Consider the following 25557-nt stretch of genomic DNA (forward strand, 5'->3'; position numbering starts at 1 on the left):
TCAGCCGAGCACGTCCTGGTTGATGATGTTCTGCCGGATGGGATCGCCGTCCAGCACACTCAGGATATTGCGAGCGGTCTGCTCGCTCATGCGGCTCACCGCCTCGACGGTGACGCCGGCGACGTGCGGGGCCATGATGACGTTGGGCAGCGCGAACAGCGCGTTGCTGACCGGCGGCGGCTCCACCTCGAACACGTCGATCCCGGCACCGGCAATCCTGCCGGAGACCAGAGCGTCGTACAGCGCAGCCTCTTTCACGATGCCGCCGCGTGCGGTGTTGATGAGGTAGGATTTCGGCTTCATCCGGCCGATCCGCGCCGTATCGAACAGGCCGACGGTTTCCGGCGTCTTCGGGCAATGGATGGTGACGAAGTCGGCGTTGGGCAGCGCGGCGTCGAGATCGGCGACGGGCTCGCAGCCCGCGGCCTTGATCTCGGCGGCAGGCTTGTAGGGATCGTAGACCTGCACCTTCATTTCCATCGCTTGGCAGCGCTTGGCGGTGCGACTGCCGATGCGGCCGAAGCCGATGATCAGCACGGTCTTGCCGTAGAGGTCGAACGGCAGCATGCCGAGCCGGTTGGCCCATTGGCCATCCTTGACGCAGGCGTGCATCTCATTGGCGCGCTTGGCCAGCGTCAGCATCATGAACAGCGCCTGCTCGGCGACCGAGGGCGAGTTGGCGCTGCCCGCCACCATCAGCGGCACCTTGCGGCGGGAGAGGGCGGGCACGTCGACGGCGTCGTAGCCGACACCGATGCGGGTCACCACCTTCATGTCCTTCGAGGCCTCGAGCTCGGTCTCACCGAAGGCGGTGGCACCCAGCGCCACGCCGTGAACCGGCGCGTGGTTCTTCAGCAAGGCTTCGAAATCCTTGGCCGAGATCAGGTTCGGAAACTCGACGAGCTCGATATCGTCTCGCTGGGTGAGGAGGGCGCGGGCCCCTTGCGACAAAGTTTGTGTAACGAAAATCTTCTTTTTGTTGGTCGCCATCGCTCCCCGCCTGCTTGCATTTCTTGGACCTGCGTCACAACACGACGCCGGTGTCTTCGTTTAGCAGGTGCATATTGTTGAGGTCCATCGCCAAACGCATGGGTGCCCCGTCCTTGGCGCCGGCGTTGGGATCGACGCGGCCGCAGACCGGCGTGCCGTCGAGCCCGAAATAGACCAGGGTCTCCATCCCCATCGGCTCGGTGACGTCGAGCACGGTGTCGAAGGTCTCGACGCCCGGCCCCAGATGCGCGTGCGACTCGGTGAGGTGCTCGGGCCGGAGGCCGAGCAGCAGCTTGTCGGTGCGCGGCAGCGCGTTGTAGCGCGTGGCGCGGGCCGGCGGCAGCGCAAAGGCGATGCGGTCGGTCAGACGGATCTGAAGCGCGCCACCGACGTCCTCCAGCCGGCACGGGATGAAATTCATCGCGGGCGAGCCGATGAAGCCGGCGACGAAGCGCGTCGCCGGCTTGTGGTAGAGCTCGTTGGGCGTGCCGATCTGCTCGATGCGGCCCTTGTTCATCACAACGACGCGGTCAGCCAACGTCATCGCCTCGACCTGGTCGTGGGTGACGTAGACCGTGGTGGTGCGTACCTTCTGGTGCACCTTCTTGATCTCGATCCGCATCTGCACGCGCAGCTTGGCGTCGAGATTGGACAGCGGCTCATCGAACAGGAACACTTTCGGATTGCGCACGATGGCGCGGCCCATCGCGACACGCTGGCGCTGGCCGCCGGAGAGCTGCTTCGGCTTGCGGTCGATCAGGTCGGTGATGTCGAGGAGGCGGGCGGCTTCCGTCACCCGCGCCTTGATCTCGGCCTTGGGAAAGTGCTTCAGGCGCAGCCCGAACGACATGTTCTCCGCGACCGTCATGTGCGGGTAGAGCGCGTAGTTCTGGAACACCATGGCGATGTCGCGATCCTTCGGCGGTACGTCATTGACGACGTCGCCACCGATCATGATGTCGCCGTCGCTGATGTCCTCGAGGCCCGCGATCATGCGCAGCGTCGTCGACTTGCCGCAGCCCGAAGGCCCAACCAGCACGATGAACTCATGGTCGGCGATGTCCAAGTCGATGCCGCGCACGGCTTCAACATCATCGTAACGCTTGACTACCTTCCGCAATGCAACGTCAGCCATGAGACATCAACCCTTTGTCGCGCCGGCGGTCAGGCCGGCGATGTAGTAGTCCATCAGGAAGGCGTAGATGACCAGCGGCGGAGCTGCACCGAGCAGCGCGCCGGTCATGATCTGGCCCCAGTTGAAGACGTCGCCCTTGATCAGGGTGGTGGTGATGCCGACCGGGAGCACGAGCTGGTCGATGGACGTCGTGAACACCAGGGGATAGAGGAACTGCGCCCAGGACACCGTGAAGGCGAAGATGGTCGCGGCAATCAGGCCCGGCAGCGCGACCGGAATAAAGATCCGCGTCAGGGTCTGAAGCCACGAGGCGCCGTCGATGATCGCGGCCTCGTCGAGCTCCTTCGGGATCGAGGCGAAATAGCCGATCATGATCCAGGTACAGAACGGCACCGTCAGCGTCGGATAGACGAATAGCAGAACGTACCATCGGTTCAGGAGCGTGATGCCGGTGATGTCCTGAACCAGCGCCAGCATCTTGAACAGCGGGATGAAGAGGAGGCTGTCCGGAACCAGGTAGGTCAGGAACACGCCGGTGGCGAGCGTCGTCGAGCCCCAGAACTTCATCCGCGCGAGCGCGAAGGCGGCAGGGATGCTGATCAGCATCGTGACGAGCACAACCACCAGCGACACGATGGTCGAATTCCAGAAGAACCGGAGGAATTGGTTCGACGTCAGTAGTTCGACATAGTTCGCCAGCGTCGGGTGGAACACCCACCACGGATTGGTCGCAGCCGAGATCTCCGCGCTGCTCTTGAGCGAGGTTATCACCATGTAGAGCGGCGGCGTCAGAAAGAAGATCGCAAACAGCACCAGGAAGAAATAGGACCAGCGCAGCGCCCAGGTACGGTCGCGGCTCATGCTGCCATATTTAACCTTGCGCCGGGGGCCGGCCTTGTCGATCGCTATTGTGCTCATCAGGATTCGTTCCCGCGTTTATTGACGTCGCGCAGGATGAAGATCGCTGCGACGGCGAGGATCGGGACCATGAACAGCGAGACGCTGGCGCCGAGCGGAATGTCGTTGCTCTCGATGCCGACCCGGAACGCATAGGTGGCAAAGATCTGGGTCTGGTCGAGAGGCCCGCCTGAGGTCAGGATGCGGACGATGTCGAAATTAGCGAAGGTGACGATCAGCGAGAACAGCGTCGTGATCGCGATGATGTTGCGCATCATCGGCAGCGTCACGTACCACATCTTCTGCCACCAATTGGCGCCGTCGATTGCGGCGGCCTCGTAGAGCTGGTCCGGCACCGATTTCAGCGCCGCCAGGTACATGATCAGGAAGAACGGCGCGCCGTACCAGACGTTGACGAGGATGACGGAAAAGCGCGCCCAGGCGGCATTGCCGAGCCAGTTGATGGGACCGATGCCGAAGAAGGAGAGCGTGTAGTTGAAGGCGCTGTAGGAGGGGTCGAACAGCCACAGCCAGGCGAGCGTGCTCATCGCCGGCGGGATCACCCAGGGCACCAGCAGCATGCCGCGCCATTTGCGCTGGCCCTTGGCCGGTATGTTGTGCACCAAATGCGCGACGATGAAGCCGATCAGCGCCTTGAAGAACACGGCGGTGATCGCGAAGATGCAGGACTGCTCCACCACCATCCAGAACGTCTCGCGCTTGAACAGGAAGGTGAAGTTGCCGAAGCCGACGAATTTTTGCATCGACTTGTTCAGCGTCGCGAGGTGGATCGAGAACAGGGCAGGGTAAAGCACGAACAGCGCGATCAGCAGGATCAGCGGCAGCGTCAGGAAGAACGCCACGGTCGATTTCCGCTTCAACGCATTGTGCAGACCCGTCCGTTTGCGCGCGCTCGCCGTGCGGGCGACGCGACCGTCCTCAACGACGACATCGGCCATGTCAGTGTCCTTGGGTCAAGCTTCCTTGCGGAATGTCCAACGGCGGAGCCGGCACCCGCGTGTCGGCTCGATCTGCTCATTCCATCGAACGGTGGGGTGCCCTGGCGGCTCACGCGGGGATGCGTGAACCGCCGTGGCACACCCCGGCTTAGGTTCGCATGAAGCCTTCACACTCGCCTTCGCCCCAGGCGAGTGCGGTCTCCAACTTTTCGCCCTGCGCAAAGCGCAGCGCCATCTTGGTCAGCGTGGCCTGCGCGTAGATCTGCTGGGCGATCTTCGGCGGCGCCGGAGAGGCCGCAATCGAAAGTGTCTGATGATTGTAGGGATTTGGATAGTGATAGAGCGTGCCCTTCGGCGGGCCTACCTCGGCCCAGGTCTTCAGCGTCGTCATCTTCGCATAGGCCGGCAAATCGTATCCGCCGCTCGCCGCGACGAACTTTTCGATCGATGATGGCTGTGACAGAAAAGCCAGAAGGCTCTTGGCCGATGCCTTGTTCTTGGAGAAATTCCAGAGACCCCAGAAATAGGGCAGGAACGGCGCATACCGGCCTTTAGGACCGGAGGGGAAGCCGTGCGTCCAGCATTGCTCGGCGACCTGCGGCGCGTCGCGCCTGGCGACCGCCCAGGCGCTCGGCGGATTCATGATTAGGGCGCCGCGGCCGGAGATCAGCCATTTGTTGTTCGAGGCGTCGTCCCAGGACGGAGCGTCCGGCGGCAGGAAGGCGATCAGCTTCTTGTAGTATTCGAGCGCCTGGCGAACCTCATCGGTCTTCACCGTGACATCGCCCTTGGCGTTGACGAGTTCGGCGCCGAACGACTGGAAGATGGCGCCCGCGGTATCGACGCTGTCGGTGGTCTCGCCGAGACCGATTCCGAATGGGAAACCTGCCTTCTGGCACGCTTCCGCCGCCTTCAGGAATGTATCCATATTCCAGCTATCGGCCTTGGGCGGCGCGCCGACGGGGTACAGTTCCTGGACGTCGATCCCCGCATGCTTCTTCATGAGGTCGATGCGCGAGCAGGGCCCCTTGATCTGGCTCCCCGGGGTTGCCGGGACCGCAAGCCATTTGCCGTTGGCCTTGCCGAGATATTTGACCGTGTCGTTGACCTCACCGTTCTGCTTGATCGCCTCCTCGACCACGTCGTTCACCGGTTCAAACTGCTCGGCATACGCATGCGGCCACCAGGTGTACATCTGAAGAATGTCGTGACCGGATTTGGCCTGCGCTTCGGCCGCGACCGTCAACTCGATCTTCTTGTTGTTGCTGGTGATGTAATCGATGGAGACTTCGACCTTCTCCTTTTCAGCCCATTCCTTGACCATGGCGGTGGAGGCGTCGTTGGCACCGGGCACCCAGTGGTCCCAGAAGCCGATCGAGAGTTTGCCGGCGGCGTAAGCGCCGCGGACGTAGGGCGCTGTGATCAGCGCGGCGGAGGACATTGCAGTGGCGGCTACAAATTGACGTCGCGTCAGTGTCTTGCGTGACATCTCGTTTCCTCACCTGGATGTTTTATTGTTTTCGCGTTTCCTCTGGCATTCCGAGTTTTGTTTTTGATTTTTGTTCGCGTTTCTTGGTGCTACCGCCTCGCCGTGAAATCGCGCGAAGCGCAGCAAATTGGTAGCGCGATCAGATCATGATTGATCCCGTCTGTCGAGGAAGCCGAACGACTCGCCGTCTAGAACTAACGTTGCGTCCGGGAACGCGGCGGCGCCGTCTCGCGAAGCGCACCCGGAGGTGAACCTCGGAGGCGCATTTTGCGACGCACACTTCGGGGCAAGGAGCGTGGGACATCTCGTGCGCAATTACGCCGCAGTTTCGAATAAGCCTTCATAACCGCTTCGCGCCAAACAGTTTTCGGGCGTGGACAGCAATTGGCTGCGGCTGGACCGCGAAGCGGCGAAAACGATAGAGTTGCAACCGGCGGGTGGCCCCCACCCGGACAGGACAATCGGATCGACGATGGAGACCAGAATGATCAACCCGGCGCCGCTTGCGCGACTTCACCTGCGGCGATGGTTCGCGCTGGGCTCCGTGCTCGCGGTGCTGCTCGGCGCCGCCGCGGTTGCGCAGGCGCAAGGCCTGGTCAAGGGCGTTCAGGATGGAGCCGCGGCCGGCAACAAGGCGGCCGGACCCGTTGGCGGCGTGCTGGGCGGTGCGATCGGCGGCGTGGTCGGTGTCTTCACCGGCGTGCTCGGCGTCAACAACCAGCCGGCTCCGGCTGCCAAGGACGCGAGCAAGGATGCCAGCAAGGACGCGAGCAAGGATTCCAAGCAGCCGGGCGCCGGCAAGGACAAGGGCGCCAAGGAGACCGCCAAGGCGGCCAAGGGCGCCAAGGCGAGCAAGGAAGCCAGGAATGCGCCGCAGGACAACAAGGACAATAAGGACGTCACCGTCCTCACCCAGCCCGGCGCGCCGCAACAGAGCGCCGAGCAGATCGTCGCCAACAGCGATTCCTATATCGAGCGGATCAAGACCGAGTTGAACCTGACGCCCGATCAGGAGAAGCACTGGTTCGGCTTCTCGAGCGCTATGCACTACCTGGGGCATAATGGCGCGGAGCGGCTCAACCTGCGGATCGCTCGCGCCAAGCGGGATCCGCCTGACGACATCATCGAGCAGATGCGCAACGAATCGCAATTCTTGATCGACCGCGCCGCCGACCAGCGCAACGTCGCCGATGCCGCCGAGCCGCTTTATTCGAGCCTCGACGACAAGCAGAAGCAGGTCTTCATCCAGGAGATGGTGCGCCTCAGTCACGAGCGCGGGCTGGATTAATCAAGTTGAATCCGATTGCGGGCGCCTGAATTAACGGCGCCCGCCACGAATTCGTGAATCCTCTCCGCATTTCGGGTATGGTTAGCTTCGTAAGCTGACTGCGGGGTTGATATGGCGGACGGACTCTCCGTTTTCCTGGTCGAAGACGAGGCGTTAATCCGGATGATGATGGCCGACATGGTGGAGGAACTCGGCCACCATGTCGTCGCGGAAGCGGACAATGTCCGGGACGCGAGCGCCTTTGCGATGACCGCGCAATACGATTTCGCCATCCTCGACATCAATCTGAAGGGCCTCTACGTCGATCCCGTCGCCGACCTGATCGAGCGCCGCGGCAAGCCGTTTCTGTTCGCCACCGGCTACGGGCCGGAACTGCTGCCGTCCTTGCTCCGGCGGCGGCCGATCCTGCGCAAGCCGATTTCCCTCGACCAGCTCAAGGTGATGATCGATTCGCTGTTTCCGGGCGCGGTCGCCAAAACTCCTCACTGAGAAGGCTCCTCACCGAGAAGGCGCCGTACCGAGATCGCCAACGAAAATGGCCGCCCGTGAGGGGCGGCCATTTGGCGAAAGAATGTCTCGTCGTCTCAGATCAGGCCGGCGCTGAGGTCGATGCCGCGCGCCATCACGCCGAACGAGGCGACCAGGCCCATGCAGCAGAACAGCAAGATGATCTTGAACGAAGAATCGGCAAAACGGGTTTCGACGGCGACCGGGATCGCGGCAAGCGAAATCATGCTCATGTTCATTCCCCCCTTTGTTGACCCCTGAATTGCATCAGGTAAGGGAAGCTCTTAGAGCAAAAAGTTTGACGCGAGCTTGCGAGGGATCGTTAACGGAATCGCAATCGCTCGCGTGTTTTCGCGAGCAGCGAGCGGTCCCGCAAGTCTCAGTTGCGGCCGTTCTTCAGCACGGTGGCGATGGTATGGGCCGTCATGGCGGCGCGATCAGAGGCGCGCTGCGCGGCCAGCCGGTCGCGGGCCTTTTCCTCGATCAGGAGCTCGATCAGGGCCAGCCGCTTGTCATCGTCGTCCGCCTCGGTCAGCAGGCGGTGATAGCGGTGATAGTCGAAACCGAAGTCCTGCTTACGCATGTCACGCCCCCGCAACTACGGGAATTGTTTCCCATCGGACACAGTCGGGCAAGCACGATCCTGCGTGGAACCGCGCCTTGGCTGCAATCAGCTGTGTATAGTTAACGGACTGGACGGCGTCGGAGCCGATCGCGGCTCATCAATCCGGATTGTGGTCGGCGAACATCTTCAGGCCGACGAAGCTCGCGTCGGGTTTCGTCACCAGCCTGGTCGGGATACTGCGCAAATAGTCCTGGAAGCGTCCCTTGGCTTCGAAGCGCGCCCGGAACGCGGAAGCGGCAAGGAACTCCGGAAAGCGCGGCACGATCCCGCCGGCGATGTAGACGCCGCCGCGGGCGCCGAAGGTCACCGCGAGATTGCCCGTGACTGAGCCGAGGATGGCGCAAAACATCTCCAGCGTCGCGCGGCTCAGTTCGCAACTGCCCTCCAGCGCGGCCTTGGTGATGGCGGCGGCGTCGCGGTGCGGCACCTGGGCGCCGTCGACCTCCGCCAGCGCCTCGTAGAGGTTTTGCAGGCCGGAGCCCGAAAGCGCGCCGCGCTCGATGGAGACATGACCGAGACGTCGGCGCATAGCCGCGATCACGCGCTCCTCGCGCTCGGTCTCCGCCGGCAAAGTCGCGTGGCCTGCCTCGGTGACGACCGCCAGCCGGGCGCCGTGGCGTTCGACCAGACAGGAGACGCCGAAGCCGGTTCCAGGCCCAACCACCAGCAGCGGCTCGCCCGGGAGGCCGTCCTGGCCCCCGAGCGGGATCAAATCGGCAGGCTTCAGGGCGGGCAGGGACCAGGCCACGACCTCGAAATCATTGAGCACATGCACGCTCTCAAAGCCGAGGGCCGGCTGGAGCTCGTTGCCGTCGATGACCCACGGACTGTTGGTCATGACGCAGCGGTTGTTGGTCACGGGACCCGCGACGGCCAGCACGGCTCGTTTGGGCTGCTTGCCGCCGGACCGGCGCGCAAGGACGTCGGCGATGGCTTCCCGGACGGTCGGGAAGTCAGCGACCTTCACATACTCGATGGGCCCGGCCTGGTCGCCGCTGACGGATGCGCTTTCGCTCAGCGCAAAGCGCGCATTGGTGCCGCCGATATCGGCGAGAAGAATCTGTCCTGTCTTGCCGATACTCATGATCTTGTGGCTGCCGCGTCCTGCAGGCTCGCGGGAACCGTTCCCTCCGCTCCATCCGATCCGCAATTTGCGAACGTCTCTAGAATCCGTCCTCGGGTGAGCCTAGTCAACTCGGACAACGCCAAACCGTTGCATCCCAGGTACGACGGGCGCGATATCGCCGCATGTGTCGATGGTTGCGAAGCCGCGCGGGAAGATCGACATTGGACGGAGCGTTCGGCGCCCGTCGCGCCGAACGGCTGGAACGGGACCTTGCGATGCAGATTTCCGACCGCGACGTGCTGCTGGTGATCGACGTGCAGAACGACTTTTGCTCCGGCGGAGCGCTCGCCGTTCCCGGCGGCGAGAAGGTTGTCCCGGCCATCAACCGAATTGCCGCGAAATTCACCAATGTGGTGCTGACCCAGGACTGGCATCCGGGCGATCACGTCTCGTTCGCACCGAACCATGCGGGCAAGCAGCCGTTCCAGACCATCGAGCTCGACTACGGCACCCAGGTGCTGTGGCCGACGCACTGCGTGCAAGGCACGGTGGGCGCTGAATTCCATGGGGAGCTCGAAATTACCAGGGCAAACCTCGTGGTGCGCAAAGGCTTTCGTCGCGGCATCGATTCCTATTCGGCGCTGTTCGAGAACGACCATCGGACGCCGACGGGCCTGCTCGGCTATTTGCGCGAGCGCGAGCTGAAGACCGTCTTCGTCGCCGGTCTGGCACTGGATTTCTGTGTTCGCTTCTCGGCGGAAGATGCCCGCAAGGCGGGGTTCGAGGTCGCCGTCATCGAGGATGCATGCCGCGGCATCGATCTCGACGGCTCGGTGGCCGCGACCCATCGGAGTTTTCGCGAGCGCGGTATTTCGATCGTCAGCCTGGAGGCCTTGCTGTGAGGACCTTGAGATAGTCATGGTGGAGAAGGGCGGCAAACCGCTGGGTGGATCGGATCGTCCTCCGAATGATCCGCTGCTATGGCCATTTGCGGCGGCGCGGCTCGCGATGGACGCCTGCTTCTGGTGGCTGGAGCGCGATCCGCCGGAACAAGACGCGAGCAATCTGCCGTGGACGACGCCCAACACGGTCGCCTTGGAGCTTGCGACCATGCGCCTGCGCGATTGCACGCGGACGCAATCCGGCCAGCCGGCACTGGTCTGCGCGCCCTATGCGCTGCATCGGGCCCTGATCGCCGACTTCGCACCGGGCCACAGCGTGGTGCAGTCCCTGCAGAATGGCGGCATCGATCGGGTGTACCTCACCGACTGGCGCTCGGCCTCGCCGGACATGCGCTATCTCTCGATCGACAGCTATCTCGGCGATCTCAACGTCGCCGTTGACGAAATCGGCGCGCCGGTCGATCTCGTCGGCCTGTGCCAGGGCGGCTGGCTGTCGCTGCTCTATGCGGCGCGCTTTCCCGCCAAGGTGCGGCGGCTGGTGCTGGTGGGGGCGCCCGTCGATCTCTCGATCGATTCCGCGCTGTCCCGGCTCGCCCGCAATGCGCCTGAGGCGCTCTACGACCAGCTCGTGGCGCGCGGCGGCGGCAATGTCAGCGGCGACGAGATGCTGCGCTTCTGGACGAAGGCGCCGAGCCGCGACGACATTGCATCGGCATTGCAGAGGGATCTCTCGGACGAGGAGGGCGCGGCACTGCTCGCGCGTTTCGATCGCTGGAATACCGAGACGCTCAACCTGCCCGGCACCTATTATCTGGAGATCGTCAACCGAATCTTCCGGGAGAATCGGATTGCCGGCGGCAACTTCACGGCGCTCGGCCGCGAGGTTGATCTGAGGGACGTCAAGGCGCCGGTCTTCCTGCTCGCCGGGCTCGATGACGACGTCGTGCCGGCCAGACAGGCGCTTGCGACCGCCGGTCTGCTCGGAACGCCGCCGGCCTTCATTGCCGCGGCCTCCGAGCCCAGCAATCATCTCGGCATGTTCATGGGGGCGCGCACCCACGCCCATGCCTGGCCCCGGATCGTCGAGTGGCTGCGCAACGACCTCTCCGGAGTGCTGGCCCGCAGCGCCTGACCTTGTCAGGTGCCTTGGCCCGGCCGGGCCGGCGAACACGCAAATCCGTTATGCATGACGGCGGATGGCCTGCACGGGGCCCGGTCGATGGGTTACATATCATCCGGAACTGGCGGCTGCGGCCGCGACAAGATTAAGGGTACCGCGCTCGATGAGCTTCCACTCGATCTACGCCCACGGATTTGCGCGCGTGGCGGCCTGCGTCACTACCTCCCACGTGGCCGATCCCACGGCCAATGCGAAGGCGATCCTGGCGGCGGCCAATGCCTGTCAGCAGCAGTCGGTGGCGGTCGCCGTGTTTCCGGAGCTGTGCCTGTCCGGCTACGCGATCGAGGATCTCGTCAAGCAGGACCCGCTGCTCGATGCGGTCGAGCGCGGGCTCGCCTCAATCGTCGAGGCCTCCTCGGCCTTGATGACCGTCCTGATCGTCGGCGCGCCGCTGCGCTTCGGTCATCGCATCTACAATTGCGCCGTCGTCATTCATCGCGGCAACGTCCTTGGTGTCGTGCCCAAGTCTTATCTGCCGACCTATCGCGAATTCTACGAGGGGCGGCATTTCGCCTCCGGCGCCGGCATGGCCGGAGAGACGATCGCGTTTGGCGGGCTGCACGCACCGTTCGGCGTTGACCTCCTGTTCGCGGCCGAGGATGTTCCAGGCCTGATCATCGGCGTCGAGATCTGCGAGGACATGTGGATTCCGGTGACGCCAGCTTCCGAACTCGCGCTTGCCGGCGCCAGCGTGCTGATCAATCTATCCGGCAGCCCGATCACGATCGGTCGGGCGCGCTCGCGCGCACTGCTGTGCCAATCGACGTCGGCGCGTTGTCTTGCGGCCTACGTCTATTCAGCCGCCGGAGCAGGGGAATCGACCACGGATCTGGCCTGGGACGGCCAGACCTCGATCTATGAGAATGGCGTGCTGCTGGCCGAGGGCGAGCGGTTCCGCCAGGACGGCCAGATCACGCTGGCCGACGTCGATCTCGATCTGCTCAGGCAGGAACGCGCACTGATGGGCACGTTCGACGATAATCGCCGGCAACGCGAAGCCTTTTTCCGGAGGATTACCTTTGCCCTGAAGGCGCCGGCCACCGACATCGGCTTCCTGCGCAAGATCGAGCGCTTCCCGTTCGTGCCGAGCGACGAAGCCCTGCTCGAGCAGGATTGCTACGAGGCCTACAACATCCAGGTCGCCGGCCTCGTGCAGCGCATGCGCGCGACCGGAACCAAGCGCGTGGTGATCGGCGTCTCGGGCGGGCTCGATTCCACCCACGCCCTGATCGTCGCCGCCAAGGCGGTCGACCTGCTCGGACTGCCGCGCAGCAACATCCTGGCCTACACGATGCCGGGCTTTGCCACCGGCAGCGAGAGCAAGACCAACGCACTGGCGTTGATGAAGGCATTGCAGACGGAGTGGCAGGAGCTCGACATCCGCCCCACGGCGACGCAAATGCTGAAGGACATCGGCCATCCCTTCGGCAAAGGCGAGAAGGTCTACGACATCACGTTCGAGAACGTGCAGGCGGGCCTGCGGACCGACTATCTGTTCCGGCTCGCCAACCATCATGGCGGCATCGTCATCGGAACCGGCGATCTCTCGGAGCTCGCGCTCGGCTGGTGCACCTACGGCGTCGGCGACCAGATGGCGCATTATAATGTCAACGCCGGGGTGCCGAAGACGCTGATCCAGCACCTGATCCGCTGGGTGATCGCTTCAAAACAGTTCAGCGACGACGTCAACCGGACGCTTACGTCGATCCTGTCGGCCGAAATCTCGCCCGAGCTGGTTCCAGTCAAGCCCGGCGAGAAGCCGCAAAGCACGGAAGCCTCCGTCGGGCCCTACGAGCTGCAGGATTTCAACCTGTTCTACACGCTGCGGTTCGGCATGCGGCCGTCCAAGATCGCCTTCATGGCGCAGCACGCCTGGAATGATGTCGCCAAGGGCGAATGGCCGCCGGCGTTCCCGACCGATAAGCGCAGGGCCTATGATCTGCCGGAGATCCGGCGCTGGCTGGAAGTGTTCCTGCGCCGCTTCTTCGCCTTCAGCCAGTTCAAGCGCTCGGCGATGCCGAACGGGCCGAAGGTTTCGGCCGGCGGCTCATTGTCGCCGCGCGGCGACTGGCGCGCGCCGTCGGATTCCAGCGCGGCGGCATGGCTTGAGGATCTCGAGCGGAACGTTCCGAAGTGATTGAGACGGCTGATCGGGCAGGGTAGCTCCAGAACGCGGGCAGGGTAGCTCCAGAACGACTTCGCGCCGCGCGGCCCCAGGCCGGCGGCGCGAAATTGCGTTCAATCTAGAAAGTGCCGAGGTCCGGAGTGCCTAGGAGTCCGGACCTCGTCACCTTGCCCCAGCCTTTGATCCCCCCGCCCCATGCGGTCCCCCAACCCCATGTAGCGCGATCAGAAGGTGATGCCCCTGGAAGGCCGCCGATCGATGCGCGCGATGTACGCGAAGTATGGTTAGGATTCCATTCCGGATCACTACGGACACGAACGCGCTTGATGCTGCACGCTGGTGCATTCGTCCGCATCTGCTGCGATCACTGCTGCCTGAATTCGATGCAGGCGATCGGCGGGGATGTCCACATCAGCGCATCGCCGCGGCACCTGCATTTCACGGGCCTGTCACTTAACTGGTCTAGCGCTGCTCCCGTCATCGCTGACGGTCAAGGAGCAAGCCATGTCGAAGCCGGTGCTGGGCGCAGCATTGTCCATCAAATCGATCCCTGCTCACCGCGACTGGCTTCTGGAACGGCAGCGCGATCTCGAAATCCAGGATTTTTTCCGCGCGGATTTGCTTGACGGCGATTGGCGGAGTGCGGCCAGCGAGATCAAGCAGATGCTCTCGGGCCATACCGGCCGGCTCGGCATTCACGGCCCGTTCTGGGGCTTCAAGATCGACAGCCATGATCCCTTGATCCGCAAGGCGGTGACGAAGCGGCTGCTTCAGGGCCTCGATGCCGCGGAATTCCTCGGCGCGACGCAGATGGTGATCCATTCGCCGTTCACGACCTGGGACCACAACAATCTCGACCTCTATCCTGATAACCGCGGCAATCTCGTCGAACGCGTCAAGACGACGCTTGCCGAGGTGATCGCGCGCGCCGAGACGATCGGCTGCGAGGTCGTCATCGAGAACATCGAGGACAAGGATCCGCGCGACCGCGTGCGCCTCGCCAAGGCGCTCGAAAGCAACAAGGTCCGCGTCTCCCTCGACACTGGCCACGCCAACTATGCCCACATTTCCACCGGCGCTCCGCCGGTCGATTACTACGTCGAAACCGCCGGCGACATGCTGACGCATGTGCACCTCCAGGACACCGACGGCTTTGCCGACCGGCACTGGGCGCCAGGCGAAGGCAACATCCCGTGGGTGGCCGTGTTCCGCGCGCTGGGCCGGCTGACCTCCAACCCGCGGCTGATCCTCGAACTCCGCAATCACGACGACGTTCGCGCCGGCGCTGCCCATCTGGCCGCGCTCGGTCTCGCTGAATAACCGGCATCACAAAGGTCAGGGCTTATCGTCATGAGCAAACTCACCCGTCGCACCATCCTGAAGTCCGGCGGCGTTGCCGCGGGCACGCTTCTCCTGCCGCGCTTCGCGATCGGGCAGGCCGACAACCGTCCGTCGGTGACGATTGCCGTTCAAAAGGTGACGAATTCGAACGTGCTCGACGTGCTGCGCGAGCAATCGAACGTCGGCGAGCGCGTGTTCTTCTCCTCGATCTGGGAGGGCCTGATCTCCAAGAACTGGCGCGGCAGCCTGGAGGCCGTGCCGGGCCTCGCCACCGAGTGGCGCCGCATCGACGACCAGACCGTCGAGGTGAAGCTGCGCCAGGGCGTGAAGTTCCACAATGGCGACGAGCTGACGGCCGAAGACGTCGTCTTCACCTTCAGCCGCGAGCGTATGTTCGGCGAGACCGAGGCCAAGAGCCGCTCGACCATCCAGGCCTTCGAGAAGATCCCGACGCCGCGCCCGGGCAAGGAATTGCCGCCTGACGTGCCGGCGGTTGCCCGCCGCATCTGGCCGGACCTCGTGCGCGTCGATGCCGTCGACAAGTACACGGTGCGCTTCTACAACGCGACGCCCGACGTCACGATCGAGGGCCGGCTGTCGCGCTACGGCTCCGACATCATGAACCGCCGCGCCTGGGAGCAATCCGCGAGCTATCTCGACTGGGCGCGCAAGCCTGTTACGACCGGCCCGTACAAGGTCGTCGAGCTCAAGCCCGACGTGTCGCTGACACTCGAAGCGCATGACGAATATTGGGGCGGCCGGCCGCCGCTCAAGCGCATCCGTTTCCTCGAAGTGCCCGAGGTCGCGAGCCGCATCAACGGGCTGCTGTCGGGCGAATACCAATTCGCCTGCGACATCCCGCCGGACCAGATTGCCGGAATCGAGAAGAACGCGGCGTTCGAAGTGCAGGGCGGCACCATCCTCAATCACCGCCTGACCGTGTTCGACAAGAACCACGCCCAGCTCGCCAATCCCCTGGTGCGCCGCGCCTTCACCCACGCGATCGACCGCCAGGCGATCGTCGACAGCCTGTGGGCCGGTCGCACCCGCGTGCCGAAGGGCCTGCAGTGGGAATTCTATGGCGACATGTTCAACGCCGACTGGAGCGTGCCGGCCTATGATCCGAAGCTCGCGCAGGATCTGTTGAAGCAGGCCAACTACAAGGGCGATCCGATTCCCTATCGCCTGCTCAACAACTACTACACCAACCAGGTTGCGACCGCCCAGGTGCTGGTCGAGATGTGGAAGTCGGTCGGCCTCAACGTCCAGATCGAGACCAAGGAGAACTGGTCGCAGATCATGGAACGCGCGCCGACCCGCGCGGTACGCGACTGGTCGAACTCGGCTGCCTTCAACGATCCCGTCTCGTCGCTGGTCGCCCAGCACGGCCCGAACGGCCAGCAGCAGCAGATCGGCGAGTGGTCCAACGCCGAACTGAACAAGCTTTCGGAGTTCATTGAGACCTCGACCGACCGGGCTGCGCGCAAGAAGGCGTTCCGCCGCATGCTCGAGATCGCCGAGCGCGAGGATCCCGCCTATACGGTGCTGCACCAGAACGCGACCTTCACCGCGAAGCCGAAGTCGATCAAGTGGAAGGCGTCGCCGGCATTCGCGATGGATTTCCGCGCCGGCAATTTCGAGGCGTAAGTGGTGACGCCGCTGGTCAGCATCCAGGGCCTCAGCGTCGCCTTCAATGGCGTGGCGGTCCTGCGCGGCGTCGATCTCGCTTTGCAGAAGGGCGAGGCCCTCGGCCTCGTCGGCGAGTCCGGCTCCGGCAAGTCGGTGACGTGGCTTGCTGCGCTCGGCCTCTTGCCGCGGCATGCAAAAGTCTCGGGCTCCGTGCGGCTCGACGGACGCGAGATCCTCGGCGCAGCCGCGGGTGAGCTCGACCGGGTGCGGGGCGGGCGGGTCGCCATGATTTTTCAGGATCCCGCAAGCGCGCTCAATCCGGTGCTCACCATTCGCAAGCAGCTCTGCGAGGCTTTGGCGCTGCATCGCGATCTCTCGGGCGAGGCGGTGAAGGCCGAAGCGCGGCGGCTGCTCGATCTTGTCGGCATTCCCGATGCGGCGCGGCGGCTCGAAGCCTATCCGCACGAATTCTCGGGCGGCCAGGTCCAGCGCATCATGATCGCGATGGCGCTGGCCGGAAATCCCGATCTCCTCGTCGCGGACGAGCCGACCACGGCGCTCGACGCCACCATCCAGGCGCAGATTTTGGAGCTGCTCTCGACCATCCGCCGCGAGATGAGCATGGCGATGGTGCTGATCAGCCATGATCTCGGCGTCGTCGCGGAAAACTGCGACCGCGTCGCCGTGATGTATGCCGGCCGCATCGTCGAGCAGGCGCCCGCCAACCAGCTCTTTGCCGATCCGGTGCATCCCTACGCGCAGGGCCTGATCGGCGCACTGCCGCCGCTCGACGGACCGCGTCGACGTCTCACGGCCATTCCGGGGACCGTTCCCGATCCCGCGCACATGCCAAGCGGCTGTGCCTTCGCGCCGCGCTGCGTGCTGGCGGCCGAGCCGTGCGGACTTGCCGTGCCGAGCCTCGCGCCGATCGCGAACGATCGCGTGGTTGCCTGCATCCGTGCCGGGGCCTCGCGCCGCGCGCTGCTCGGGATCGCCGCCGAATGAGCGGGCCGCTCGTCGAGGTGTCCTCGATCTCGCGCAGCTACGCGATGCGCTCCGGGATGTTCGGCCGCAGCACAGCGGTTCACGCGGTCGACGGCTTGTCACTTGCGATCCGCAAGGGGGAGACGCTCGGCCTCGTCGGCGAGTCCGGCTCGGGCAAGTCGACCACGGGTCGTATCGTGCTTGGCCTCGAGCCGCCCGATCGCGGCGAGGTGCGGTTCGACGGCAAGGTGATGGCCGCGCCAGGCACGAAGGCGTGGCGCGCGCAGCGGGCGCGCATGCAGATGATCTTCCAGGATCCGCTGGGGGCGCTTGACCGGCGATTACCGGTCGCCACCCAAATCCGCGAGCCCCTGGACATTCACGGTCTCGGCACGCCGGCCGAACGCGAGGAGCGTGTCCGCGAATTGCTGCGCGCGGTCGAGCTGACACCGGCGCATGGCGCGCGCTATCCGGGCGCGCTCTCCGGCGGCCAGCGTCAGCGTATCGTGCTAGCGCGGGCACTGGCGACAAAGCCGGATTTCCTCGTCTGCGACGAGCCGGTCAGCGCGCTCGACGTCTCGATCCAGGCGCAGGTGGTGAACCTGCTTTGCGATCTTCAGGCGCAGCTCGGGCTGACGCTGCTGTTCATCAGCCACGATCTCCGAGTCGTGCGGCAGATCAGCAATGTCGTCGCCGTGATGTATCTCGGCCGCATCGTCGAGATCGGCAGCGCCGACGATCTCTTCGCGCGTCCCGAACACCCCTATACGCAGGCGCTGGTCTCGGCGTCACCTGCGCCCGGCCGCCGCAGTGCGGGCCGCATCGTGCTGGCAGGCGATCCGCCGAACCCGGCGGCGCGGCCGCAAGGCTGTGCCTTCCATCCGCGCTGCCCGCGCGCTATCGCGCGCTGCGCGAGCGAGGTGCCGGCGCTGTCGGCCGTCGGTGGTGACAGGCAAGTCGCCTGCCATCTCGTGACGGGGCCGCAGGCCGAGACGCGGGACGCGGCCTGATGGGACGCTATCTTGCCATTCGGATCGGACGCGCGGCGCTGACGATCGTGCTCGTCGTCACCTTCGCCTTCGTGGTGCTGCGGCTCTCCGGCGATCCCGCGCTGATGATCCTGGGACCTGAGGCGCCGCCGGAAGTGCTCGCTGCTTTCCGCAAGGCCTGGGGGCTCGATGATCCCATCTGGTTCCAGTACCTCGACTACTTCGGCGCCATCGCCAAGGGCGAGCTCGGTCGCTCCATGCGCGACGGGCGGCCGGCGATCGAACTCGTGCTGGAGCGGATTCCGGCAACGCTGGCGCTGACGCTGCCGGCGTTCTTCTTCAAGGTCGCCCTCGGCATTCCCGCCGGCATCTACGCGGCGCTGCACCGCGGCTCGGGAATCGATCGCGCCGTGATGATGACGGCGGTCGCCGGCTTCACCGTGCCGAGTTTTGTCCTTGCGTTGCTGCTCGTGCTCGTCTTCGCCGTTCAGCTCGGCTGGTTGCCGTCGGGCGGGCAGGACAGCTGGCGTCACGCCATCCTGCCAATCGTGACACTCAGCCTCGGCGGCGCCGCGGTGCTGGCGCGCTTCACCCGCAGCGCCATGCTGGAGGTGCTGGGCCAGCCCTATATCCGCACCGCCTCGGCCAAGGGCGTGCCGTGGCGCAAGGTGGTGACGTCGCATGCGCTGCCGAACGCGGCGATCCCGACCGTCACCATCCTCGGCTTCATGGTGGGCACGCTGATCGCGGGCGCGGTCGTGGTCGAGAGCGTGTTTGCCTGGCCCGGAGTAGGGCGCCTGCTCGTCGTCGCCGTCGCCAACCGCGACCTCGCCGTCGTGCAATGCATCCTGTTGCTGGTCGCGATGACCATGGTCACGTCCAATCTGATCGTCGACTTCCTCTATGGCTTCCTCGATCCGCGCCTCCGCGCCAAGGGAGCCCACGCATGACCGATGCGACGCTGAAGGATACGGCTGTCCGCCGTCGCATCAGCCTTCCCGCGATCCCTGTCTCGGTCGCACTCGCGATCAGCTGGATCGTCGCCATGTTGGTGATCGGGGCGTTCGCCGAGAAAATCGCGCCTTACAGCTTCACCCAGCTCGACCTGCGCAACCGGCTGGCTGCGCCCGGCAATGTCGCGCACTGGCTCGGCACCGACGAGCTCGGCCGCGACGTGCTGTCGCGGCTCCTCGTCTCGATCCGCATCTCGCTGTTAATTGCGTTCGGCGCGACTGCGATCTCGGCGATCGTCGGCACCACGCTCGGCTTTCTCGCCGCGCATTTCCGCGGGGCCGTCGAGCAGTTCGTGCTGATGCTGACCGACTTCCAGGCCAGCATGCCGTTCCTGATCATGGCGCTCGCGGTGCTCGCCTTCTTCGGCAATTCGCTGCCGCTGCTGATCGGCCTGATGGGGCTGTTCGGCTGGGAGCGCTATGCCCGCATCGCCCGCGGCCTCGCCATCTCCGCCAATGCGCAAGGCTATGCCGCGGCCGTCCGCCAGCTCGGTGCGACGCCGTCGCGGATTTATCTTAGGCATATCCTGCCCAACATCGCCTCGACCCTGATCGTTTCGACGACGCTGGTTTTCCCCGAGGTGATCCTGATGGAATCCGGCCTGTCCTTCCTCGGCCTCGGCGTGCAGCCGCCGATGACCAGCCTCGGCAACATGGTCGGCTATGGCCGGGAGTACCTGACCCGGGCGCCCTGGATCATGCTGGCGCCGGCGACCACCATCGTGATCACCACGCTGGCCGTCTCCGTGATCGGCGACTGGCTGCGCGATCGGCTCGACCCGACCCTGCAATAGGGCGACTGGCCTGACGCATGCGTCGATTTGCCGTCGGACACCCGTTTCTAGCCTTGGACCTCCGGCGTCCTGCCGCGCCCGAGCGCGAATTGACCGACCGGGCCCTCGATATGGAATTCCAACTCCGTCATTTTCGCGAACAGATCGATGTTGGTGCTGCCAATGGCGCAGCCGCCGAGGCCCATATCGGTCGCCGCCAGATAAAGCGTCTGAATCAGGCTGCCGACATCCTTCAGGATCAGCGAATATGCGATTGAGCTGTATTTCCAGGAGACCCGCCCAAAACGCGCCGCGATCGTGATGAGGATTTGTGGCTGACCCGGCGCGTCCATGGCGAACTGGGCAGCCGCCAAATGCGCCTGGAGTTGTTGGGGGGAGGCGCTGATCGCGACGAGCGCGTGGCTCCCTGCATCGTAGTGGTAGAGTCCGCGCGCAAGCCCGTCGCAGTTCGCGACGGTAAGGTACAATTCTAGCTCGTACGCGCTGCCCGCCGACGGATAAGGCCTCGTGCTGTAGGTGACGTCGGAACCGCCTTCGAAATACGGCTCGCTCTTCCATTCGGACAAGACGCGCGCGCTGGTGTCGAGAAACTGCGCGAGTTCGCCGAGCGTGACCGGATTCTTGTCGTCGAAATCCCGTGTTGAATGGCGTTCGCGCAACAGCTTGGGGAAGCGGGAGTTCGGCTCAGGGGAGGAGAATTTGCGCAGGTCAATCTTGCTGCCGGCCCAGGGCGGACGCACCGCCGGCGACGGCGGAACGATGCCGGCATAGGTGAAGGCGGCGCCGACCGGATTGGCTTGCCGACCCTCCGTGCTCCGCGTGTGAAACACCAGATCGTGGAAATCCCAGAGTACGAGGTTGCCGTCGCCTTCGTTCACCCTCAGGCCTTCTCCGTCTTTCGCATCGAGCTTGAGCAGGATCTGGCTGTCCAGCAACAGTTCGAGCAGATGGAGGGTGGGGGAAGCTACCTTCTGGTTGAGCTTGCCGATCTTCCGAGGCTGCGACAGCGCAGCAAGGGTCGCGGCGATGGCGGGATCGCCAATCCGGAACAACGCGCCGGCGCGTGGCGATTCCAGCACCAGCTCGTTGCCGCGCCGGCGCAGAAAGGCAAAGCGCGATAGCACAATGGTGTCACGACTGCCCAGCTTCGCGCGCTGCGGCCAGTATTCGGGGACTTGGGGCTCGATGACCACGAAGTCCTGCGTGTTACGCGAAGAGGAGAGGCGGTATTCCAGAAGCCCCTGCCGGGCCAGGCGACGCACCAGGGCGTCGACGTCTCTCGCGATGGCGCTCTTGCCTGCAAAGGACGCGAGCGGAAGGCCGGTGCTCAGATGTCGCGCGCAGTCCATCGCGGCCGCGCTGAATTGTCCGAGGTTGACGGAATAGTCGCCCAGAATGGCGGTGATGTTTCCGTCCGGCTGCATCTGGAGGGAGAAATGATGGCTCAATCGGGCGGCAATGTCTGGCGCGATCTTCCTGGTCGGCTTTTTCCGGGGAGCGCGCACGAAAGAGCAACCCTTCAGGTGTGTGGAAGGAATGAAGTCAGATCGCTTTCCGGTCGCGGCCGGTCCAGCAATCCGAGCTTCACCGGCACATCGTAAAGGCGACCCGGTGCGAAACGGCGATAGAAATGACGCAGGCCGGGAACGAGCACTCTGACGACCGGAACCTCGACGTCGGGACGTGTCTGGTCGAGGACGAGGAAATCGTAGCCAGCACGGGCGGCAATCTCGACGCAGGCGACGACCTGGTCACGCGTATTGTCGTGAAGCTTGAGGCTCGGCGCTGGGGGGACGATCGGGTGGTCGCTCGGTGTCAGGAACGGGTAGTCTTCCAGGCGCAGCGGCGTGACACCGTCGAGGGTCGGCTTCTCGCCGCTTGCGCCGCCCATCATGCCGACGGACATAAATTGGGTCAGTTCGGTGAGGGATCGCAGCAGCGCTATATGGCGGTCGAAATGCGCGCCGGAACCGAACTCGATATTCTCGTGTCCATTCTGCATCCAGTGCATGATCGCCACGTAAGTCGGAATGCCGAGGTCGGTGGTGATGTCGAGCACCCACAGCTTGCGCCCGGCTTCCGCAAATTGAGCCTGGAGATCCCGAACATAGAAATCGTCGAATCGCCCGAGATCGACCTCGGCGCGTTGCACCCGGTTGTACCACCAGATCGCGTAGGCATCGCGCTCGATCAGTTCGAGGAAGCCCTGAACGATGGCTTCGTCGCGGGTGTTGCCGGCCGCGCAGCCGTTGGAATCCGTATGAAAGCCGCCATAGAAGAAGTACAGGAGGCCGGTCGGCAGATATTTGAAGCGTTTGTCGCGCAACGACGAGACCGGCGACCACTCGGTCTTCGTCGAGGGATCGAACGGCTCGGGCACCGGATGGGGATCGTCCGGCTGCTGCAGAAACCTGGTCTTGAACTGCGTTTCGCTGAAGAGCTGGACATCGTTGGGAAGAAGCGCGTCGCCAGGCGCGAAATCGACAAAGCGGCGCGTCGTCCTGATCTCATCGCCCTGGAAAATGCCCGAATAGCGTTCGATCGATTCCATCAGCGCGCTGGCTTCACCCTGCTCGGCGGTCGAGCCCTTGCCAAAACTGCCGCCGCTCAATCCGGACCTGAGCTGGTCGATGCTGTGGGCCGGCGCGGAGAAATTGTGCTGGGCGAAGTAATTGGTGTTCATCGGCAGGTCGACGTCGATCCGCTCGAGCCGGGTGACCACGCCGGTCAGCGGGCTCACATGCTTGCGGAAGCGCGACACCGTCGACCGCGACGTCACGGTGCGATATCCACCGCTGGTCATGACGAGTCTCTTGCCCTCGGCAATCTCGACCAGGGCCGGAGATCGGCGCGGGTTGTTCAGCTTCCTGCTGCCGCAGGTCGGACATTGCGGACGTCGCGTCACGTAGTGCTTGGCGATGGCGGCGCCGGTCAGGTCTAAGCTTGCGATGTGATCGCACAAATCGGTGCGAAAATCCGAGGCGATTGCCTTGGCGATCTCGACCGCCGCAAAATGGATTCCAGTCTTGCCGACGCTTTCCCTGACGAGAGGCGATATGGCAACCGCACGCGCCGGTCCCCGGTCAAGAAACCCCTTGATCTCCCGGTTGCGGATCATGCGATCGAACAGGCAGGTCCAGCAGGCGCTCTCGCCCGGTTTGAACATGGGCCCGACCAGCGGAAACGCGCCGGATGGCTGTACCAGCAACCAGGACGTCTTGCCGGCCACACGTTCCTGGTTCAATTCAGCAAGTCGCCCGTCAAGATAATCGTTCACCAGCGTGATCGTGAGCTTCGGCGAGCGCTTGGCGATTTGAACGCCGAGCTTACCCAAGGCCGCGGTCAGCTCCTTGGCGCCTTTGACGTCAATCGACTCGACCTGAACGGGGCAATTGCGAAGATTTTGTTCCGCGATCTCCAAGGGCATGCCGAGGCTTGCCAGGAAACCGCCGACGGCGTCGTCGAACGCTTTCGGGGTCCGCGCAACGACATATCGGCGATCGAGCAGCCGCTTGATTGCTTCCTCGATCTTGTCGGCCGGGAAGCGCTTCGAAAGCTGGCGAATGATCTCCGACCCGGTCTTGCCGTGTTGCCCGATCGCAGTGGCGAGGGCGCAGTAGAGCTCGCCGTGCAGGAAGAATTTGCGGTTCTCGGAATAGAGACAAACCGCATCGGGAGGCAGCAAGTAAGCGGTGAAATTCGGTGCAAATCGGAGAATGTCTTTGCGGGTCTGCCGCGCAACGCGGGTCTTGCGAGTTGCAGTCATTGAGTCAGCACGCTGATCCTGTTGCCGTCACGCTAGATCCCCGGCGCAAGATGGATCGTCGCGACCGCGCGCCGGCATTTTCCCAGAGAATTGAAACGAATTCAGCCGTCACCCGCAAGCCGCCGATGCAAGCGTCGTAGCGAATTCAAGCAATTGGCCGGACCCTTTCTTGAGGCCGGCCAATGACCTATCAACCCGTGAATTTGACATTCGGAATGCGCCGGGGTCTAGCACACGCGGCAGCGGCCCCACGATGCGCAGCAACCCGCGCATGATACGGCGCATCCCACCACACCAACGCCACAGCCGACAGCACAGCCAACTGCACAACCCGCACATCGGCAACCGACGCCACATCGGCAACCACGGCAAGCCCGACAGCCTCCGCAGCCGCGGCAACCGCCGCATCCGCGCCATGCCAGCTGCACGCGGCTACCGGCGTTTTCCTTGTCGAAGAGATGGAAGGTGGCCAGGCTGACGTCAGCCATTTCCTCTTCATCGAGCGTGATTGCCTGGCCCGTTCCAAGGTGCGGCAATTGTTGTACGTCGGGTGTCGGTACGGCGGACGCCGATGCGCCTCCCGCCAGCGAGAACGTCAACCCGGCGGCTCCGAACGCCGGCACGGCGACTTTGCTTACTCGCTTCTTCCCTTTAGAAGTCTTCTTCGCCTGCCGCATGGTCGAACCTCCGAGCATTGCAAGAAGTATCCCAGCCGCGGTAAGTCTACGCCCAGGAAATAACGCGGGCAACAATTACGCGCACAAAAGCGCGGGGCTGCACGTTCGGGATGTATTCATCTTCATGAACGGCAATCAGCACGGCCGGTTGACACAACGCGTCAACGATCCACGCTCTCGGTGCGCGCGCAACTTGGTGCAGTGCCGCAATCGCTTCCAGGTTTGAACGGAGAGATCGGCGTGGCGGATCAACTCGGACGTTTCGCTTGGTACGAACTGCTGACCACGGACGTCGCGGCGGCGGGCGCATTCTATCGCAAGGTCGTCGGCTGGGGCGTGACGGATGAATCGACTCCGGAACTGCCTTACACGATGCTTCGTAACGGCGGCACCCCGCTGGGCGGCCTTATGGACATCCCGGAAGAGGGGCGGAGATCAGGGGCAACGCCGAGATGGATGGGTTACGTCGCTGTCGACGACCTGGACGGGGCTGCCGCGCAGATCAGGCGTCTCGGAGGCACGATCTTTGTGCCGCCGACCGACACCAATATTGGCCGAATAGCAGTCGCTGCCGATCCGCAGAAAGCGACGTTCGGGCTGATCGAGAAACCGACATATGGCCGATGGAAACCGGGCCGGCTGGACGAGCCCGGGCGCGTAGGCTGGCATGAGCTATTGGCCGCCGACCGGACCGTGATCTTCGATTTCTACAGAGAACTATTGGGTTGGCAGAAAGCCGACGCTCAAACCGATCCAGCGGACTGGTATCAATTGTTTTCGGCCGGCGGGCAAACGGCCGGCGGCATGCTGACCAAACTTTCGAGCGTAGCGCAGCCATGTTGGCTGCATTACTTCAATGTCGACGATATCGGCGCTGCGACGAAGCATGTGAATGCTGGTGGAGGCCGGATCCTCCAGGGTCCGATCGAATTGCCTGATGGCTGCTGGATCGCACGATGTGTGGATCCCCAGGGCGCCCTGTTTGCACTGCAGGGTGCCCAGGGTCATGCAGGCATCGAGCCATTCTCGGCCTCGGAAGTTGGGTGGTCCGCCAAGTGGGGCGGCATTGCCTCCCAGGGGAGAATTGTGCTGCCCAAGCCGAAGCGCTAGCTACGGCAGCGTCCGTCCGGCGCTGGCGCGACACTGCAATAACCCGCGCCGGGAGCAGGGGAGGCCTGCGCGGGGCCGATCCGGGCCGTTT

At 64.0% G+C, this 25557-nt stretch carries 22 protein-coding genes; 12 read left to right on the forward strand and 10 right to left on the reverse strand.

The genetic code is table 11. From position 1 onward, the window contains the following. The 5 genes from AB7531_RS22010 to AB7531_RS22030 all read right to left on the reverse strand — a co-directional run bounded on the left by AB7531_RS22010 (window position 1) and on the right by AB7531_RS22030 (window position 5470). Window positions 1–990: a hydroxyacid dehydrogenase gene (locus AB7531_RS22010; protein ID WP_063983241.1), complete on the reverse strand. Its 990-nt coding sequence runs from the start codon at window positions 988–990 to the stop codon at window positions 1–3. 34 nt (window positions 991–1024) lie between these two features. Further along, window positions 1025–2125, reverse strand: coding sequence for an ABC transporter ATP-binding protein (locus tag AB7531_RS22015; protein ID WP_063983242.1), 1101 nt, complete (start codon window positions 2123–2125; stop codon window positions 1025–1027). 6 nt (window positions 2126–2131) lie between these two features. Next, complete coding sequence (locus tag AB7531_RS22020; RefSeq protein WP_063983243.1) at window positions 2132–3043, reverse strand: carbohydrate ABC transporter permease; 912 nt, start codon at window positions 3041–3043, stop codon at window positions 2132–2134. After that, entirely contained in the window at window positions 3043–3981 is a 939-nt protein-coding gene (locus AB7531_RS22025) for a carbohydrate ABC transporter permease (protein WP_063983244.1), read from the reverse strand. The genes AB7531_RS22020 and AB7531_RS22025 overlap by 1 nt, the downstream gene beginning before the upstream one ends. Window positions 3982–4129: 148 nt before the next feature. Further along, window positions 4130–5470: an ABC transporter substrate-binding protein gene (locus tag AB7531_RS22030; RefSeq protein WP_063983245.1), complete on the reverse strand. Its 1341-nt coding sequence runs from the start codon at window positions 5468–5470 to the stop codon at window positions 4130–4132. Window positions 5471–5954: 484 nt separating this feature from the next. Between AB7531_RS22030 and AB7531_RS22035 the strand changes: the two genes are divergently transcribed. Together AB7531_RS22035 and AB7531_RS22040 are read left to right on the forward strand one after the other, a co-directional pair. Next, a complete protein-coding gene (locus AB7531_RS22035; protein ID WP_063983246.1) occupies window positions 5955–6758 on the forward strand; it encodes a Spy/CpxP family protein refolding chaperone in 804 nt (267 codons plus the stop codon). Window positions 6759–6869: 111 nt separating this feature from the next. Then, on the forward strand, window positions 6870–7247 hold the full coding sequence (locus AB7531_RS22040; protein WP_063983247.1) for a response regulator: 378 nt from the start codon (window positions 6870–6872) through the stop codon (window positions 7245–7247). Between the two features lie 95 nt (window positions 7248–7342). Here the strand turns inward: AB7531_RS22040 and AB7531_RS22045 are convergent, their stop codons facing one another. From AB7531_RS22045 to glk, 3 genes are all read right to left on the reverse strand, one after another. Further along, window positions 7343–7498 carry a hypothetical protein gene (locus tag AB7531_RS22045; RefSeq protein ID WP_166096600.1) on the reverse strand — a complete coding sequence of 52 codons (156 nt, stop codon included), beginning with the start codon at window positions 7496–7498 and terminating at the stop codon, window positions 7343–7345. Window positions 7499–7644: 146 nt separating this feature from the next. Continuing rightward, on the reverse strand, window positions 7645–7848 hold the full coding sequence (locus AB7531_RS22050; protein ID WP_014495215.1) for a hypothetical protein: 204 nt from the start codon (window positions 7846–7848) through the stop codon (window positions 7645–7647). A gap of 139 nt (window positions 7849–7987) precedes the next feature. Further along, on the reverse strand, window positions 7988–8974 hold the full coding sequence (glk, locus tag AB7531_RS22055; protein WP_063983248.1) for a glucokinase: 987 nt from the start codon (window positions 8972–8974) through the stop codon (window positions 7988–7990). Window positions 8975–9231: 257 nt separating this feature from the next. On the opposite strand from glk, the gene pncA reads away from it, so the two are divergent. The 9 genes from pncA to AB7531_RS22100 all read left to right on the forward strand — a co-directional run bounded on the left by pncA (window position 9232) and on the right by AB7531_RS22100 (window position 19913). Beyond that, window positions 9232–9858, forward strand: coding sequence for a bifunctional nicotinamidase/pyrazinamidase (pncA, locus tag AB7531_RS22060; protein ID WP_063986366.1), 627 nt, complete (start codon window positions 9232–9234; stop codon window positions 9856–9858). 16 nt (window positions 9859–9874) lie between these two features. Next, window positions 9875–10990 carry an alpha/beta fold hydrolase gene (locus tag AB7531_RS22065; protein ID WP_063983249.1) on the forward strand — a complete coding sequence of 372 codons (1116 nt, stop codon included), beginning with the start codon at window positions 9875–9877 and terminating at the stop codon, window positions 10988–10990. A 151-nt stretch (window positions 10991–11141) separates the two neighbouring features. Next, entirely contained in the window at window positions 11142–13175 is a 2034-nt protein-coding gene (locus AB7531_RS22070; protein ID WP_063983250.1) for an NAD(+) synthase, read from the forward strand. Window positions 13176–13667: 492 nt separating this feature from the next. Next, window positions 13668–14483 (forward strand): sugar phosphate isomerase/epimerase family protein, encoded by an 816-nt coding sequence (locus tag AB7531_RS22075; RefSeq protein WP_063983251.1) that lies wholly within the window; start codon window positions 13668–13670, stop codon window positions 14481–14483. 30 nt (window positions 14484–14513) lie between these two features. Beyond that, window positions 14514–16151 (forward strand): ABC transporter substrate-binding protein, encoded by a 1638-nt coding sequence (locus AB7531_RS22080; protein WP_441280053.1) that lies wholly within the window; start codon window positions 14514–14516, stop codon window positions 16149–16151. Between the two features lie 3 nt (window positions 16152–16154). After that, entirely contained in the window at window positions 16155–17138 is a 984-nt protein-coding gene (locus AB7531_RS22085; RefSeq protein WP_063986367.1) for an ABC transporter ATP-binding protein, read from the forward strand. After that, window positions 17135–18127 (forward strand): ABC transporter ATP-binding protein, encoded by a 993-nt coding sequence (locus AB7531_RS22090; protein WP_063983253.1) that lies wholly within the window; start codon window positions 17135–17137, stop codon window positions 18125–18127. The genes AB7531_RS22085 and AB7531_RS22090 overlap by 4 nt, the downstream gene beginning before the upstream one ends. Further along, on the forward strand, window positions 18127–19056 hold the full coding sequence (locus tag AB7531_RS22095; protein WP_014495224.1) for an ABC transporter permease: 930 nt from the start codon (window positions 18127–18129) through the stop codon (window positions 19054–19056). The genes AB7531_RS22090 and AB7531_RS22095 overlap by 1 nt, the downstream gene beginning before the upstream one ends. Beyond that, window positions 19053–19913 (forward strand): ABC transporter permease, encoded by an 861-nt coding sequence (locus AB7531_RS22100; protein WP_063983254.1) that lies wholly within the window; start codon window positions 19053–19055, stop codon window positions 19911–19913. Before AB7531_RS22095 ends, AB7531_RS22100 begins: the two co-directional genes overlap by 4 nt. A gap of 47 nt (window positions 19914–19960) precedes the next feature. On the opposite strand, the gene AB7531_RS22105 is transcribed toward AB7531_RS22100, so the two are convergent. Both AB7531_RS22105 and AB7531_RS22110 read right to left on the reverse strand, forming a co-directional pair. Next, a complete protein-coding gene (locus AB7531_RS22105; RefSeq protein ID WP_063983255.1) occupies window positions 19961–21337 on the reverse strand; it encodes a SagB/ThcOx family dehydrogenase in 1377 nt (458 codons plus the stop codon). 95 nt (window positions 21338–21432) lie between these two features. Further along, entirely contained in the window at window positions 21433–23679 is a 2247-nt protein-coding gene (locus AB7531_RS22110; protein ID WP_063983256.1) for a TOMM precursor leader peptide-binding protein, read from the reverse strand. Between the two features lie 917 nt (window positions 23680–24596). Between AB7531_RS22110 and AB7531_RS22115 the strand changes: the two genes are divergently transcribed. Continuing rightward, window positions 24597–25466: a VOC family protein gene (locus AB7531_RS22115; RefSeq protein WP_231142021.1), complete on the forward strand. Its 870-nt coding sequence runs from the start codon at window positions 24597–24599 to the stop codon at window positions 25464–25466. The last annotated feature ends 91 nt before the right edge of the window (window positions 25467–25557 follow it).

Source organism: Bradyrhizobium sp. 63_E2_N1_3 (assembly GCF_052076005.1).
Classification (GTDB): domain Bacteria; phylum Pseudomonadota; class Alphaproteobacteria; order Rhizobiales; family Xanthobacteraceae; genus Bradyrhizobium; species Bradyrhizobium barranii.